The sequence below is a fragment of the Streptococcus bovismuti genome (assembly GCF_042436615.2).
Taxonomy (GTDB): domain Bacteria; phylum Bacillota; class Bacilli; order Lactobacillales; family Streptococcaceae; genus Streptococcus.
The window spans coordinates 193,854-209,801 of sequence record NZ_JBHMFR020000002.1 but is presented as its reverse complement, the minus strand read 5'-3'; the positions used below and the strand labels follow the sequence as shown (position 1 = coordinate 209,801).

Sequence of the window (15,948 nt, the reverse complement as noted above, 5' to 3'; positions counted from 1 at the left end):
GAAGTATTTATTTATACTCAATGAAAATCAAAGAGCAAACTAGCCGCAGGTTGCTCAAAGCACTGCTTTGAGGTTGTAGATAAGACTGACGAAGTCAGTCACATATATAATCCAAGGCGACGTTGACGAGGTTTGAATTTGATTTTCGAAGAGTATTAAAAGAAAAAAGACTAGATTTCTCCAGCCTTTCAGTTCTAATTAGAATTTTTTACGTTTACGAGCTGCTTCTGATTTACGTTTACGTTTTACAGAAGGTTTTTCATAGAATTCACGTTTGCGTGTTTCTTGAAGAGTACCAGCTTTAGTAACCGCACGTTTGAAACGACGAAGTGCGTCGTCAAGAGATTCATTCTTACGTACTACTGTTTTAGACATTTTTTTCACTCCCTTCAAGTTCAAGATCTATTCTATTTTACACGTAAAAGGAATAATTGTCAAGAAAAAATGCGGTTTAATTTTGATTTTTTCTTCCATTTATACAAGAGTTGAAGGCGTTCAATAGAACATTGCTTTTTATTTTTCAAGTAAGCTAAGCGCTTCAGCATCTGCAATAATCGTCACATCAGGGTGGTTTTGTAGACTACTTGCAGGTAGGTTCTCAGTCACTGGGCCAAACACTGTTCCAGCAATAGCTTCTGCTTTTGATTGACCATAAGCAAAGAGAATAATAGACTTGGCATCCAAGATGTTTTTAATCCCCATTGAAATGGCTTGAGTTGGGACATCTTCAATCTTGTCAAAGAAGCGAGCATTGGCTTCGATAGTAGACTGGTCAAGCTCTACAAGGTGAGTTTGACTGCCAAATGGAGTGCCAGGTTCATTAAATCCGATATGCCCATTGCGACCAATTCCCAAGATTTGCAGATCAACTGGATGGTCAGCCAAAATTTGATTGTAGCGTTCAACTTCAGCTTCAGCATGATCCTTAACCCCACGAGGCAAGAAACTTTCTTTAAATGGTTTTTGGTTGAACAAGTTTTCTTGCATGAAGTGACGATAAGACTGAGGATTGTCGCCATCAAGGCCTACATACTCATCAAGGTTGACACTGGTTAAATTTGAAAAATCGAGGTCACTTTCAACAATTTCCTTGTAAAATTCAAGTGGACTGCTTCCTGTCGCAAGTCCCAATGTTTGAGCACCATTGGCTAATTTTTCCTTCAAAATCTCAAAAGCAACTTTTCCACCTTCAACTTGGTTTTCAACTTTAATAACTTTCATCTTTTCATCCTCCATTTCTGTCTATATTCATTATATGGTATAGACCAATTTTTGTCAAGTGAAAACGATTTAATTTTCAAAAAAAGAGCGTCCAAACTTGAAACATGTTATAATGGATAGGATTAGAACTTAGAAAGAATGAACAGATATATGAATACAGCTGATTTTGATTTCCACTTACCAGAGGAATTGATTGCCCAAACCCCCCTTGAAAAACGAGATGCCTCTAAACTCCTTATCGTCAACCGTGAGACGGGAGAAATGCAGGATAAACACTTCCACTCTATTATTGACATGCTGGAACCTGGTGATGCCCTTGTCATGAACGACACCCGCGTTCTCCCTGCTCGCCTCTATGGTCAAAAAGAGGAGACAGGAGGCCATGTGGAACTTCTCCTGCTCAAAAATACTGCTGGAGATGAATGGGAAGTTCTGGCAAAACCTGCCAAACGCCTCAAGGTTGGTACTCGTGTCAGCTTTGGTGATGGTCGTCTCAGCGCTGTTGTTACGAAAGAATTGACTCACGGGGGCCGCATTGTCCGCTTTGAATACCAAGGAATTTTCCTAGAAGTCTTGGAAAGTCTGGGAGAAATGCCATTACCACCTTATATCCATGAAAAATTGGATGACCGTGAACGCTATCAAACCGTCTACGCCAAGGAAAGTGGCTCTGCTGCTGCACCAACTGCTGGACTACACTTCACCAAAGAACTGCTGGCAGAAATCCAAGCTAAGGGTGTTCATCTAGTCTATCTGACTCTTCATGTCGGACTCGGAACCTTTAGACCTGTTTCTGTGGATAATCTGGACGAACACGAAATGCACTCAGAATTTTACCAGCTTTCTGAGGAAGCGGCTGTCACTCTTCGCTCTGTTAAGGAAAATGGTGGTCGCGTCATCGCTGTCGGAACCACTTCTATCCGCACCTTGGAGACTATTGGTTCCAAGTTTGATGGGCAAATCCAAGCAGATTCTGGCTGGACCAATATCTTTATCAAGCCTGGTTACGAATGGAAGGTTGTAGATGCCTTTTCAACCAACTTCCACCTGCCAAAATCAACTCTGGTCATGTTGGTTTCTGCCTTTGCAGGCCGTGAATTAGTCTTAGACGCTTACCACCATGCCATCCAAGAACACTACCGCTTCTTTAGTTTTGGCGATGCCATGTTTATCTATTAATTTCATAATGAAAAAACGCATATTATCAGGCATTATAAAAACTTGATAGTATGCGTTTTGCTATGGATAAAAATTGAGTTAATTTATTCTAAAGGCTGGATCTTTCAAACTCTGAACACTGGCATTGATAACCGCGCCGACAATCAAAATCTTAGCGATGAGAATAAACCAGAACATCATGACCACCACGACGACGGAACTGAAAAAACGCACGTCCACTATGTGATTGACATAATTGTTAACATAGACTGAAAAGATATTGAGCAGTAAGGCCAGGGTCAACAAGACAAAGGCACTCCCTGGCAATATATGTCGAATCCGTCGGACCTTAACATTGGGCAGGAAATAATAAAGCATGACCAGGATGGCAAAAATCAAGGCATAAACCAAGGGGCCTGTCAGGTCTTGCAGATAATCAAAAATAAGACTATCTGATTTCCAGTAGCTTTTGATAAGGTTGAGAAGCATACGGCCAAAGACACTGAGAAAGAGAGCTAAGGCAAAAAGGATTTGCAAGCCAAAACTGACTAGTAAACTCATCAATTGCTGGTAAATTAAACCTCTACTCTTAGCTACTCCATAGGCCTTATTAAAAGCTTTTTGGAGATAATTCATGGATTTTGAAAAAGTCCATAAAGCTGATAAGACCGCAAAACTCAGTAAACCTGTTGATGGCTGAGTCAGAACTTCCATTACAATTTTTGCAATAACATCATAAACCGTATCAGGCAAAAAACTATTAGTCACGTTTAAAAAATTGGAAACTGGAATCTGAAAATAAGGGAGGATATTGACCACCACCAAAAGTAGGGGAAATATCGAGATCAACCAATAGTAGGCTACTGCGACACTGGTCAACTCACTATCTGATGCTTGATAATAATGCAAAAAGGCTTTTAATAAAGGCTTGTCTATCAGCTCTTTCCACCACTTCTTCATGTCACACTCCTTCACTTATAATCTTGATTAATTTCTCCTTACCAATTCCATCATATCATAAGGTAGGGTATTGGCAGCTTCCTTCAAGGAATAGTTTTCTAGGTTATTTACATTTTGTCGTAACTTCTTGGCATACTTGGTTGTAATCAATCGTTTTTCTTCATATTCGAAAATCAACTTGCGCTCTAGGTAATAGCCTCTTAGCATCTCATCAATATTATTAGGTTTAACACGATTGATAACCCGTTCGACAAAGGCACCACTAGTGATAATAGCCGTTTCACGAAGACGAGAATCCTGCATGAAGCTGATCAAAGAACTCTTATAAACCCCTTTTAGGTTCTCCAAACTTTCGATAATCATCTCTGTATTTTCTAGATAGAGCTCTGCAATTTGGTCATAGTCAAGGGCTCTGAGTTTCTGTGATTCTTCATTTTTCCAACTGCGGAAAGTCTTGCCAAGAGTAAAGGCTTCATGAAGGAGAAAACGTAAAATCCGCAAGGAAACAAGGAAATAATAGGTCAATCGTGAAGCAAACTTGCGATTGATACTTTGTTCCATGCTTTTCAAATAACGTTGGTAAACCCGATAAGCACGCTCACTCATCTTGCCTTCTTCGTAAGCCTGTTCTAAACCATCACTTTCAATACTGAGGATGAGAAGTTTTAAAGCCTCCCAGTCTTCTTGAGCCCCCTTATTTTCTTGACTCAGGATGAGATTTTCAATACGTCCATGATAATTGTCAATAGCCGCATAGAGGGGAAGTTTATTTTTGGTGCCTTCCAACTCTTTTTCCAACTCTAGCGTTACTTCATTCAAAATGGCGATATGCATAAGATAGTCCTTGCTTTCTTCCTGTTCATCAGAAAGATGAGGCAAGACCACGAGACCTGTTAAAAAGCTTACAAGCGTCACACCTGCGACGAGGAAAAGCAAGAGAGGATACTCCTGCTCTAGATTACTTGGTATCAGAAGAATCGTAGCAATCGACACCGTTCCCTTGACACCTGAGAAAGTCAAAAGAAGCATGTCCTTCATATACTTATTCAGTTTCTTCTTGAGACGTCTAGTCCTATAGGCATAATAGCCATAAATCATGACAAAACGAATAGCAAAGAGGACAAAGGTAAGGGCTATAAGAGATACCAATAGAAGTATAGGATTATAGATTGAATTGGTCAAGATAGGTTCTGCTATCATTTCCAACTCCATCCCTAAAATCACAAAGACAGAACCGTTGAGCATAAAGTTCACTGTGTGCCAGACCGTCTCAGTCACCGTATCCACTTGGGCTTCGAGTAGCGTAATCTTCTTAAAACGGCTTGCCTTTAAAATCCCAGCAACTACAACGGCAATAATCCCTGAAACGTGTACTTCTTCTGCTAAAAAGAAGGTCACTAGAGGCAAACTCAATTCTAATAAAAGTTCGCTGGCAATATCCGTTGCTCGTACACTAAGTAAGAAACTATGGAGGAAACGGTTAGTCATGGCTGTTACAAATCCAATTAAAAAACCGCCTAGGATTGAAAAGATGAGCGAACTACTCGCTTGCCCAAGGGAAAAGGCTCCAGTTGTCCAGGCTGTCAAGGCAACCTGAAAGGCAACCAAACCAGATGCATCATTCAAGAGTCCTTCACCCTTAAGAATATTGGACACGCGCTTAGGAAAGCTAAACCGCTCCGAAAGAGAGGCAAAGGCCACCAAATCCGTAGGACCAAGGGCTGCCCCAACAGCCAAGCAAGCCGCCAAGGGAAGACTGAACCAAAGAAGATGGGCCAAGCCACCCAAACTCAAGGTCGAGATGAAAATCACTGGAAATATGAGATAAACAATGATTCGCCAGTGTTTTAAAATAGCCGTAATATCCGCTTCTTCAGACTCTCGGAAAAGCAAGGGACCGATAACCAGTGCCAAAAACAACTCTGTATTGAGGTGAAAGTTGGTATTGGGTAAAAAGAGACCAATCACAATTCCCAAAAGAATTTGCACCAAAGGGAGGGGCAAAAAGGGCAGGAGCTTATTGGTTATACTTGAGACAATCAAGACCAGTAAAAATAGGATGAGGTAAATCAATAATTCCACGCACGTCCTCCTTAATCTTTTTTACAACAAGATTCAAAAATCTCCTTCTGCTCTTTGATTTTTTGGTCAATCTTGGAACAATCTTTGTGCTCAATTTTTCTCTGACACCGTTCCATCTCAAGAGCAACTAATTTTTTCTTGATTTTAAGCATTTTTTTGCTCATATGCGCTTGGTCTAACACACCCACCGCTCGTTCATGGTGAGTTGATTCAACAAAATTCTGACGCATGGCATCCAGCTTTTCACGTAGGTATTGTTTATCCATGTCTATATCTCTCTAATTTTTCAATCATTACTAAAAATGGTGGGTTGTTGACTTGGTTTAAAGTTCGGTAAATGGCAGCTGTGTACTCTTGTTGGTTCAGCTGACTAACAAAATCCAAGACAGCATCTCGCTCAATATCGCCTCCCTCATGACCATAGTAGATCATAATGGCAATCCTTCCCCCTTTGACAAGCAAGCGACACAGCTTTTCTAATGCTTCAATGGTAGTCTGAGGTTGGGTGATGACGGACTTATCAGCTGACGGTAAATAGCCCAGATTAAAAATCCCTGCCTTGGCTTCTGTCACAAACTGGTCTAGTGTCTCATGACCTTGCAAGATTAACTGGGCATTTGTCAATCCAGCCCGATGCAAACGCTCTTGGGTCTTTTCCAAGGCTTGCTCCTGAATATCAAAGGCATAGACTTGCTTGGCTAACTTGGCTAAAAAAAGGGTATCGTGACCATTTCCCATAGTCGCATCCACTACGATATCCTCTTTTGTCACTACTTCAGCCAAAAAATCATGTGCCATTTCAAGTGGTCTTTTCATTATCAAACTCCTGTTTTACAGCCTTACATCCTTGCACGCTTCCACGGCGTCGCATCTCCATCTCAATGCTGTTGAGGACTTCCCATTTATTGAGGCTCCACATAGGCCCAATCAGCATATCTCTCGGTGCATCTCCTGTGATTCGATGGATGACGATATGTTTAGGAATAATTTCCAGTTGGTCACAGATGATCTTGACATATTCGTCCTGGCTCATCAATTGCAAACGTCCTTCGTGGTAATCTCGTTGCATACGCGTATTGGTCATCAGGTGAAGCAAGTGCAGTTTAATCCCTTGAATATCGTTGTCCGTGACACAGCGGTGGACATTTTCAAGCATCATCTCATGAGTTTCACCAGGAAGTCCATTGATCAGATGGGAAACAATCTCAATCTTTGGATACTTTCTCAAACGCTTGACCGTTTCCACGTACAACTCATAGGAATGGGCACGGTTAATCAGGTCAGAAGTTGTTTCATAAGTGGTCTGCAATCCCAACTCTACCGTCACATGCATGCGCTCCGATAATTCAGCCAAATATTCAATGGTTTCGTCTGGTAAACAGTCTGGTCGCGTTCCGATGTTGATTCCTACCACACCTGGCTCATTAATAGCCTGTTCATAGCGCTCTCGAATGACTTCCACCTTTTCATGGGTGTTGGTAAAATTTTGAAAATAAACCAGATACTTCTGCACATCTGGCCACTTACGATGCATAAAGTCAATTTCCTTATAAAATTGCTCACGGATAGGTGCATCCGGTGCTACGATAGCATCCCCAGAACCTGAAACCGTACAAAAAGTACAGCCCCCATGAGCCACAGTTCCATCACGATTAGGACAATCAAACCCCGCATCAATAGGGACTTTAAAGGTCTTTTCTCCAAAGAGTTTTCGATAATAATCATTCAAGGTGTTATAAGATTTCATAACTTTCATTATAACAAAAATCACCCACAATCTCAAAAGCCTGACTTTCCTATAAATTCCTCTATTTCTCGTTTCCTTTAGCCATTTTTTATGATACAATATGGATATGATTTTAATGAAATTAGCATCTATTTTATTATTGATACTGACCTTAGTAGTCTGCATTATCATAACCAAACTTTTTAGATTAAAAAAAATAGGCTTCAACTTTGCGGATTTAGCTTTTCCAGTCTTGGTATTTGAGTATTACTTGATTACAGCTAAAACCTTTACCCATAATTTCCTCCCTAGACTAGGCCTAGCCCTCTCACTCCTAGCCATTATTCTCGTTTTTTTCTTCCTTTTGAAAAAACGCAGCTTTTACTATCCTAAATTCATCAAATTCTTCTGGCGTGCAGGATTCTTAGTAACCCTTGTCATGTATATCGAGATGATTGTTGAATTGATGGCTCTCTAGCTGAATCTTATATGAGACATAAAAAATAAAGGATTTAACCCTTTTGACTTGGGTAAATCCTTTTTTCTTGTTTAAAAATCGTTTGAGCAGAGCGTTTCCAAGCGAGACTTCACTTGTCTCGTTTGGGAACACTGCACAGAATAAATCTTATGAGAACGTTACATTCCTCAAATCAATCTTATCCGATCCACTCACCGTTTTCATTTACTTGATAACCATCCGGAGTTACTGTATTGACAGCAAGGGATCCATTCGCATCAACATAATACCATTTGTCTCCAACTTGGAACCATTGACTTGTCTTCATCGAACCTGATGCATCAACATAGTACCACTTACCATCTTGATCCAAAATCCACTCATTAGATGACATAGCCCCTGATTGATTCAAGTAATACCATGCACCTGATTGATCTTTAATCCAGCCAGTTTCCATTTTTCCTGTTTGATCAAAGTAATACCAAGTATCTCCATCTTTGACCCAACCCTTAGCTAAGTCCCCATTTTGTTGACGATAATACCATTTACCATCTTCCTTGTTCCATCCAGGTTTTTTGCTTTCCTGAGTTGGAGCTTGTATCACAATGTTCGGAGCAACTGATAGATTATTTTTAAAATCTGAACTGTTACTTGTCACACCATTATTTGATGGATTTGGAATAACAATATTTGGATTAGGATTTGCTCCTGGTTTTTGTTCCGTAGGTTGACTGCTATCATTGTCTTGATGTCCACCTGCCGGTGTCTCAATGTTACTTGTTTTCTTCTTAGTACCTACCAACAGAATTCTATTTACAGGTTCTTCCAGAATCTCACGTGATTTTTCTTTATTCTTGCCATCAGTCGTTACTTCTGTATAGATACGTTCCTTACCAACTTTACCTTCTTGCAATAGGCGGACTTCTCCCTCAAACAGAGTATCGTCTTTTTGTTCAAGAGTTTGGAAGTTTAATTCTTTGTCTACCACTTCAAGACTAGGCAAGTCATATTGAGCAGGAGCTACAAGTTTTGCGTCTATCACTTTTTCCTTAGTCAATTTAATCCGGTATTCTTTGACATTCTTACCACTCTCTGATACCAGACGGACTAATACAGGAAGATTTTCATTTCCACTATCCACAATTGTAGATGTGACTTGATCTTTCCCTTCTACAGTGATTTTTGGACGTTCCCCTTTATAAATCAATTCATAGTCCAAACGATTTTCAGAGAAGTCAGCAAGCTCTTTACCATCTACTAAAATTCTTCCCTCTGTGCTCTCTTTTGCAAGCTCACTTGGTGCTCGGAAACTTAATTCAGTTAAAGCAACCCCATTTTTATCTGCTTTTCTATCCATGCGCCATCTCATAGCTTTGGTAGTCACAGGTTTAAATGTCACATTGATCTCGTCTCCAGCTTGAATTTCTTTGTCTGCGTAATAAGGAACAAGTTCCCAATTATCGGGGTTATTAAATGGGTGATTTGATTCGTAGCTGTAGTTTGAATAGTAAACCGGAACATCAAAGTCAGGACCGATGTATCGTTCCAATACCAGTTTAGCTGGGGCATCTGTTCCACTATCTGCAAAGAAGTTTAGTTTAGCTTGTGAAACCTTTCTATCCACAATTTTACCATTCTTTTTAAAGATAACACCAACTGATACTTCTGGATTAGCAGATGGAGTAGCGGACCAGTTTGTCCAACGGTTGTCTTGATTTCGGTCATTATCATTTAAATAGTCTACACGGTCGTTCGAATTATCATCCAAATCATTAGTAGCTGAAGCAAAAGCCTGACTATGAGTAGCAAGATAATCTGGATTATCAGAAAGAGATCTACCGACCTTGTCCGTTACTCGAACAGATAATTCTACTGGGACCTCACTACCAACTACATGGCCTTTAATTGTATATTCCCCAGCTTTGTTTAAGGTAGAAGCAGGGACTTTTTCCCATTCAACTGCCAAATCTTTTACGTCATAACCGCTCTTACCTGCGAAATAAACTGGAACCTTATTTGGCAATTCCAAAGGTTGACCTAACTGCAACAATTGAGACTGTTTTGCAGCAGCAATTGGTTTACGAGCCAACAAATCTTTATCTTTTGTAAAGTGAAGGTTGTATTCTCCAAGAATATCGCCATTTTCTGCTTTCACAATAACACGGACAGGATCTCCCTCTTTCACGCTAGGAACCACTGTAGCAAGTCCATTATTTGTGATACTAGCTGTTACTTCTGGAATTTTTCCATCACTATAGTCTAAATAGTAATCTGTTAAATCTGGATTAAAGTGAGGAAGATCTTTTCCAGCCACCTTAATATTAGTAGTTGCCTCTTTAGCTGGTGCTACCTTTTTAGAGAAAACTTGTAATTCTGTAATTGATGTTCCAAGTTTATCATCAGCTCTTGTCATGCGAATACGTACCGCGTAGGTATCCACCTTGTCAAAACTGAAATGATTCATTTCTCCAGCTTTTAACTGATCTGGAGCCTTAAGATTTGTAACTGGTTTCCAATTTTTACTGTCATTAAATACGTGGTTTTCACCCTCTACATAACCAGGATTCTTCGGTGCAGTTGGAGCTTTTTCACCAACATAATACTCAATGACGTAAGATTTTGGAGCACCTACACCACTATCTTCATAAAAGGCCACATTCAAGTTATTAACCGAACGTTTTGTCAAAATACCTGAATCTCCAAAGAGTACTCCTACTGAAGCTTCTTCAGAACGTTTCCAGTTTGACCAACGATTTGCAGGCTGATCACCGTAAGAAATCACTTTATCATTTACATTAGATACTGGGTCATAAGAATGAGAATCTGATGCAAAGGCAAGTGGTAATTCTGAACCTGTCCATTGATCTGAAATATTCTTCCCAATTTCTGTTTGACTCGATACACGAACATGTAATTTCGTTGTCAGTTGTGTTCCTTCTACATGGCCTGTTACAGTAAAGATTCCTTCTTTTGCATACTGGCTTACATCAATAGTATCCCAAGTCACCTTAGCTGAAGATACTTGGCCATTTGAATAATAAGTTCGGACACTTTCTGGCAAGGTTGGTGCCTCAGAAATTGGTGTTGTGATGCTCACATCTTCAACTTTTACAATTCCTTCTACTGATACTGTCGCACGCGCATCTTGATTCAATCCTTCAACCTTACCAAGAACTTCAAAAGTATGATATTGATTTAATTTTTCAGATGGAATCGAATCCCAAACTACCTTATGAACTTTTGGAAATCCTTTATCGTACTCAACTGTTACTGTAGATGGAAGATTTGGTGTTTGGTGCAAATCTGTCACAAGGCTAACTGGGCGAATGGCCTGAACAATTTTATCTTCAGTATTTGCTGCGATCGTTAGAGGAAGTTCTCCTTTTGCATCTTCATATTGAGCTTGTAAAGTGAGACTACCCGGTTTATGCAACTCTAGCATTCCCTTATTAACAGAGACTCCTCCCTCACCTTGGCTTGAGAAAGTCACCTTATCAGTTGGTAAAATAGCTTCAGTTCCATCCTGATAACGGGCTAAAACTGTCACTTTAACAGTTTGATCTTCTTTGAGGCTAGATGCTTGATCCACTCTGAGACTCAAGCTTTCAATTTGTGGAGAATCAACAAGGAACTGAACAGCATAGGTTTGTAACTGTCCCCCATCTTTAGGCTGAATGTAGATACTAGCACGCATTCCATTGGATTCATTTGCCTGAATCACGTTCACATCGGCATTTTCAGCACTAGCACTGACTTCTGGAATTTTTGCACCATAAGAAAGTTTGTGATAATGTACAGGATGCTCTTTTGAAAGTTCCGTAACACTTTCACCACCTACTGCTATAGTTGGTGTAACTTGAGACAATTCCTTACCATCATCAACTATCAAAGTAGCGTGGATGGTTCTATCTCCTAATTGACTAGTCATCTGAATATGTGCCCCTGGAGTAGATAACTTCTCTTTATCTTCTGGTGAAATTTCCCAATTTTCAACTTCATAATTGTGAATACGACCATCTGTTGAAACAAGTGAAACAAGTTTATCCACAGAACTCAAGTCTGTTCCAGGTGTGATGCGTTTAACAGCTGGAAGTTCATTCGCAACTGTAAGTACTTCAACACGAGCCTCAACTTCACGTCCATCAGACATACCTTTTACAGTTACAATTCCAGCTTGACTGACATCTGCTTGAGACCAGGTTACAGGACGTTTTTCACGACTACCATCACTATATACAAATGGCACTGTCTGAGGCATTTTAAGTTTTTGTCCTAAAACTGTACGTACTTTGGGTATTTCTGTGCCTAAAACAGTTTTTTCTGACTGGTCTGACTTACCTGTAAAAATCGTAACTTGATCTGATTTCAACAATCCCGAATAAGCTGTAAGGGTAAATTTACCTGCTTGATCAGTCGATTTAACAATCGCTACCCCTTTACCATTAAAGGCTCTACGAATCCAAGAACCATCTGCTTGTTCTTTGTAACGTTCACGACTAGCTTGCTCACCATTATCCACACCAACCAATTGACCTTGTCCATGAAGTTGGAAGTGAACTAGATTGTTAGCAGTTGGCACAACATTACCCTTACTATCTACAATTTCATAATAGATATAAGTCAAATCTTTTCCATCTGCAGCGATAGCGTTCTCTTCCTTAACCAGACGAACACCAGCAGGCTCACCAGCAGTCACTATCTTATCTCGAGCAATTTCCTTACCAGACTCATCTCGAGCAACTGCTTCTAAAGTTCCTGGTTTATAAGCAACTTTCCACTCTAAATATAGTTCGTAAGGATTTTCACCTTCTTGGTATGTACGACCGTCACTAGTTTGTTTTTTGTTGAATTTTTTAAGACCTAGTGACTCATTATTTAAAAACAACTCAACACTAGCAGCATTGGAATAGGCTCTAACCGGGATTCGATTTTCAGCATCTGCAACATTGTCTGCCAATTCAGTCTTTTCCCAGTTCCAGTGAGGAAGTAAATGAACCATTGGTTTTTTCTTAGCAGAAACCCACTGACTTTGATAGAGATAATAATCATTTTTTGGAATCCCTGCGGTGTCTACAATACCAAAGTAAGAGCTTTTTACAGGTGTACTATTTTGATTGTGCCATGGAGTTGGTTCTCCAATATAATCCGTACCTGTCCAAATGAATTGTCCAGCATATCCTGGATGATCTCTATCGAAAGTCCATGATGCTGTAGCAGTTTTACCCCAACCAACACGATCATTACCATAATCTGATTGTTCGTAATTACGCCAATATTGGTTACTTCCTACCCACTCACTCTCTGGATGGAAATAACTTCCCCTTGTACGAGTTGCTGAAGATGTTTCTGAACCATAAATGAGCCATTTAGGATGTTTTGCATGAAGAGTTTGATAATTTTCTTCAGAGTAATTCAAGCCAACTGCATCCAGTTCATCTGCAATCTTTTCATGTTCACCAGTTCCATCTCCGAAACGGAATTTATCAGCTCCCATGGTTACATAACGTGTATTATCAACAGATTTAATCACTTTCACCAAGCGTTTGACAGTTGCTAGTGAATGGGCTTTCCCATCTGCTTCACCGATTTCATTACCAATAGACCACATAACAACAGCAGGATTATTTTTATCTCTTTCTACCATTGTTCGAAGATCGTAGTCGGACCATTTTTCACCTTTTCTTGCTTCAGGGTGGGTAGCATCTTTTTCAAAGAAACGACCATAGTCGTATGGTTTCTTACCTCCATACCAAGTATCAAAAGCTTCTTCTTGAACAAGCAAACCGAGCTCAGCTGCAATCTGCAAGGTCTGAGGACTTGCTGGGTTGTGAGTCGTACGAATCGAATTCACTCCCATTTCCTTCATTTGTTTCAGACGACGATATTCTGCCTTATAGTTTTCTTCTGCTCCTAGCGCTCCATGATCATGGTGCAATGAAACACCGTGGAACTTGATGTGTTCACCATTTAAAGAGAACCCTTGGTCTGGAGTCCAGTTATAGTAGCGATAACCAAATAAATCTTTCTTTGCATCTACAAGCTGACCATCTTTGTAAACACGAGTTACCATCTCATATAAAGCAGGTTTGTCAGATGATACTGTCCACAATTTTGGTTTTTCAACCTCTAATGCTGAATCCAAATGAATGGTTTCCTTAGCTTTTAGAGTTTTACTCTCAGTTCGAACAAGTTCTGTAACTGCCTTCCCACCTCGTTCAAAAATTTGATACTCTGCTACAATTTCATGGTCTTTATTGTCTGTATTAACAATTTTACTGCTTACTTGGGTTTCAACTTTTCCTCCTTGTTGACTTTCTAGTTTTGGAGTTAAAATAGTTGTTCCATTTTTTTCAACATGAATCTTATCTGTTACCTGCAATGATACGTCTCGATAGATACCACTTCCTGAATACCATCTACTACTTGGTTGCTTATTAACTGCATGAACAGAAATGACATTTTCTCGCCCATCTTTATGGAGATAGTTACTAATATCATATGAAAATTGATTGTATCCATTTGGATAGTGACCAACTAGTTGGCCATTGACGAACACTTGTGAATCCATGTAAACTCCATCAAAAGTTACACGAACATCTTTATTTAAGTCCTTTTCGTCTAACTTAAAGGTTTTCCGATACCAGCCATCTCCACCATTCAGTTGACCGCCCTCGTTTTGAGCTGGAGAATCATGGTCAAAATCAAAATGAATACTCCAGTCATGAGGAAGATCCATTTTTTTCCAGGAAGAAATATCTGCGTCTGGTTTTACAGCTTCCTTTGCATTGGCATTTAGTTTAAAGTGCCAATTCTGGTTGAAGGAAATGTTTCTATCTTCAATTAACTTATCAACTACTTCATTCGTAGCAGATTTGAATTCTTGCTTATCTTTTGAAACAGAACGATCTTGTGATTCTGCTTTATTTGTTTCTTCAGATTTCTTCTTATTCTCAGATTTATTTTTATCTTCAGATTTATCCGTCACCTCAGTCTTATTTGTTTCTTCAAGCTTATTGCTATCCTCAAGCTTGTTCGTTTCTTCTGTTTTGTTTTCGACTTCAGCTTTACCTTCTACTAAAGGAACTGATTGATTATTAGCAACTGAAACTAAAGGTTGATCTGCATGAGGTTTTACTACAGCATCACTACCATCCGCATTTTCCTTTAAAGATACATTTTCAGCTTTAGCAGGCTCTTCACTTACTTTTTCAGTCGTAACACCTTCAGCTTTATATTCACTTGAGAGTCCAGTAGTTTTCAGATTTTCAGACTGGTGCTCAGTCCTATTTGTTGACACAATTTCTGCAGCATTTTCGTTGGCATATACCGAAGAAGATAGACTAACGCTTGCCCCTAATAATAGAGCACATGTCCCTATAAGCACCGAGCAAGCACCGACTGAAAATTTTCGAATACTATACACTCTTTTTTTGTTCCAATTACCTTTTTGCATGTAATCCTCCTTTTAGTAACCGCTTTCATTTTATCTGAGAGCAATCTACTTATTATAATTATCTTATAATACGATTTTATAACCAATAAAAAATTTGTCAATCGAATACAGATAAAAACAATGTTTTGGATTGGTTTTTATAAAAATTAGAGAATTTTTTAAAAGTATTGAAGTAGAATTTATTATAATAAAAATGATATCCGACTTTCTTTAAAATTTTAAGACGGAATAGTTTTTTATTATCCCAAACAGAAAAAATCTTTCTTAAAGATTTAAACATACAAAAAGAGCAAACGAATATTTCAGTTTTTTCCTGATTTCGTTAACTCTTAATTCTTAGTTTGGTCTATTAATATTGGTTAAATTTATCCTATTCCTAAACGTTAATATCCAGCTTTATCATGTCAGATCACTATTTGAAAAATCTTATTTTCCTCCTTTATCAGGAAAAAGATAACCAATACCTACACAAGCTAGTACACCCGCTCCAATCACCAAACCACTTGAAATCGGCAATAGATCCAAAATTGCATTGGCAATAATAAAGGCAATAATCAAACACATCAGACTAGCCTTATAGTCTTTTTTCAAAAGATTCTCTAGAGTGAAAAATAGGAACAGCCCTACCGGAATCAATGACCAGAGGTTGACATTTAAACTTGGCCATCCAACAGAACCAAAATACACTACTGTCGCTGCTGCTACTAAAAATATAATCCCTAATAATTTTTTCATTTTTTATCTCCGATTTCTTTTTTAGAAACTTAAGTTATCTGATAGTGACGCCTCACGTCCCTTACAAAAATCATTATAGCAGAGGTTAGTTTCAAGAACAAGCTCTTTTGTCTATCTGGTCTTTATCTTAGTCTAAGTGGTTAAAGTGTTAAGATA

Annotated in this window: 10 protein-coding genes and 3 pseudogenes; 2 read left to right on the top strand and 11 right to left on the bottom strand. The window is 39.1% G+C overall.

All coding sequences use genetic code 11. The annotated features are described in order from the left end of the window. Window positions 1-198: 198 nt before the first annotated feature. Complete coding sequence (gene rpsU / locus ACERDH_RS03960; RefSeq protein WP_000048054.1) at window positions 199-375, bottom strand: 30S ribosomal protein S21; 177 nt, start codon at window positions 373-375, stop codon at window positions 199-201. 138 nt (window positions 376-513) lie between these two features. Further along, entirely contained in the window at window positions 514-1,221 is a 708-nt protein-coding gene (locus tag ACERDH_RS03955; protein WP_386680076.1) for a glucosamine-6-phosphate deaminase, read from the bottom strand. 150 nt (window positions 1,222-1,371) lie between these two features. Here ACERDH_RS03955 and queA point away from each other — a divergent pair, with 150 nt between their 5' ends. Further along, window positions 1,372-2,400 (top strand): tRNA preQ1(34) S-adenosylmethionine ribosyltransferase-isomerase QueA, encoded by a 1,029-nt coding sequence (queA, locus tag ACERDH_RS03950; protein ID WP_386680073.1) that lies wholly within the window; start codon window positions 1,372-1,374, stop codon window positions 2,398-2,400. A 78-nt stretch (window positions 2,401-2,478) separates the two neighbouring features. On the opposite strand, the gene ACERDH_RS03945 is transcribed toward queA, so the two are convergent. The 5 genes from ACERDH_RS03945 to mnmL are packed head-to-tail and all read right to left on the bottom strand — an operon-like array spanning window position 2,479 to window position 7,177. Next, window positions 2,479-3,339 carry a YihY/virulence factor BrkB family protein gene (locus ACERDH_RS03945; protein WP_386680070.1) on the bottom strand — a complete coding sequence of 287 codons (861 nt, stop codon included), beginning with the start codon at window positions 3,337-3,339 and terminating at the stop codon, window positions 2,479-2,481. A gap of 27 nt (window positions 3,340-3,366) precedes the next feature. Further along, window positions 3,367-5,421 (bottom strand): cation:proton antiporter, encoded by a 2,055-nt coding sequence (locus ACERDH_RS03940; protein WP_386680067.1) that lies wholly within the window; start codon window positions 5,419-5,421, stop codon window positions 3,367-3,369. 11 nt (window positions 5,422-5,432) lie between these two features. Then, on the bottom strand, window positions 5,433-5,687 hold the full coding sequence (locus ACERDH_RS03935; protein WP_000361085.1) for a hypothetical protein: 255 nt from the start codon (window positions 5,685-5,687) through the stop codon (window positions 5,433-5,435). Continuing rightward, on the bottom strand, window positions 5,680-6,237 hold the full coding sequence (gene mnmM, locus ACERDH_RS03930) for a tRNA 5-(aminomethyl)-2-thiouridylate-methyltransferase MnmM (RefSeq protein ID WP_386680024.1): 558 nt from the start codon (window positions 6,235-6,237) through the stop codon (window positions 5,680-5,682). Before mnmM ends, ACERDH_RS03935 begins: the two co-directional genes overlap by 8 nt. Beyond that, a complete protein-coding gene (gene mnmL, locus ACERDH_RS03925; RefSeq protein WP_386680021.1) occupies window positions 6,221-7,177 on the bottom strand; it encodes a tRNA modification radical SAM protein MnmL/YtqA in 957 nt (318 codons plus the stop codon). The genes mnmM and mnmL overlap by 17 nt, the downstream gene beginning before the upstream one ends. A 91-nt stretch (window positions 7,178-7,268) precedes the next feature. Between mnmL and ACERDH_RS03920 the strand changes: the two genes are divergently transcribed. After that, a complete protein-coding gene (locus tag ACERDH_RS03920) occupies window positions 7,269-7,625 on the top strand; it encodes a DUF3397 family protein (protein WP_386680018.1) in 357 nt (118 codons plus the stop codon). 178 nt (window positions 7,626-7,803) lie between these two features. Here the strand turns inward: ACERDH_RS03920 and ACERDH_RS03915 are convergent. The 4 genes and pseudogenes from ACERDH_RS03915 to ACERDH_RS03900 all read right to left on the bottom strand — a co-directional run. Continuing rightward, window positions 7,804-8,112, bottom strand: a pseudogene (locus ACERDH_RS03915) (hypothetical protein); the annotation flags it as partial. Window positions 8,113-8,387: 275 nt separating this feature from the next. Next, window positions 8,388-14,478: pseudogene (gene bgaA, locus ACERDH_RS03910) on the bottom strand (LPXTG-anchored adhesin/beta-galactosidase BgaA); the annotation flags it as partial. 437 nt (window positions 14,479-14,915) lie between these two features. Beyond that, window positions 14,916-15,057 (bottom strand): annotated as a pseudogene (locus ACERDH_RS03905) (YSIRK-type signal peptide-containing protein); the annotation flags it as partial. A 426-nt stretch (window positions 15,058-15,483) separates the two neighbouring features. Continuing rightward, a complete protein-coding gene (locus ACERDH_RS03900) occupies window positions 15,484-15,792 on the bottom strand; it encodes a hypothetical protein (RefSeq protein WP_386680016.1) in 309 nt (102 codons plus the stop codon). Window positions 15,793-15,948: the final 156 nt, after the last annotated feature.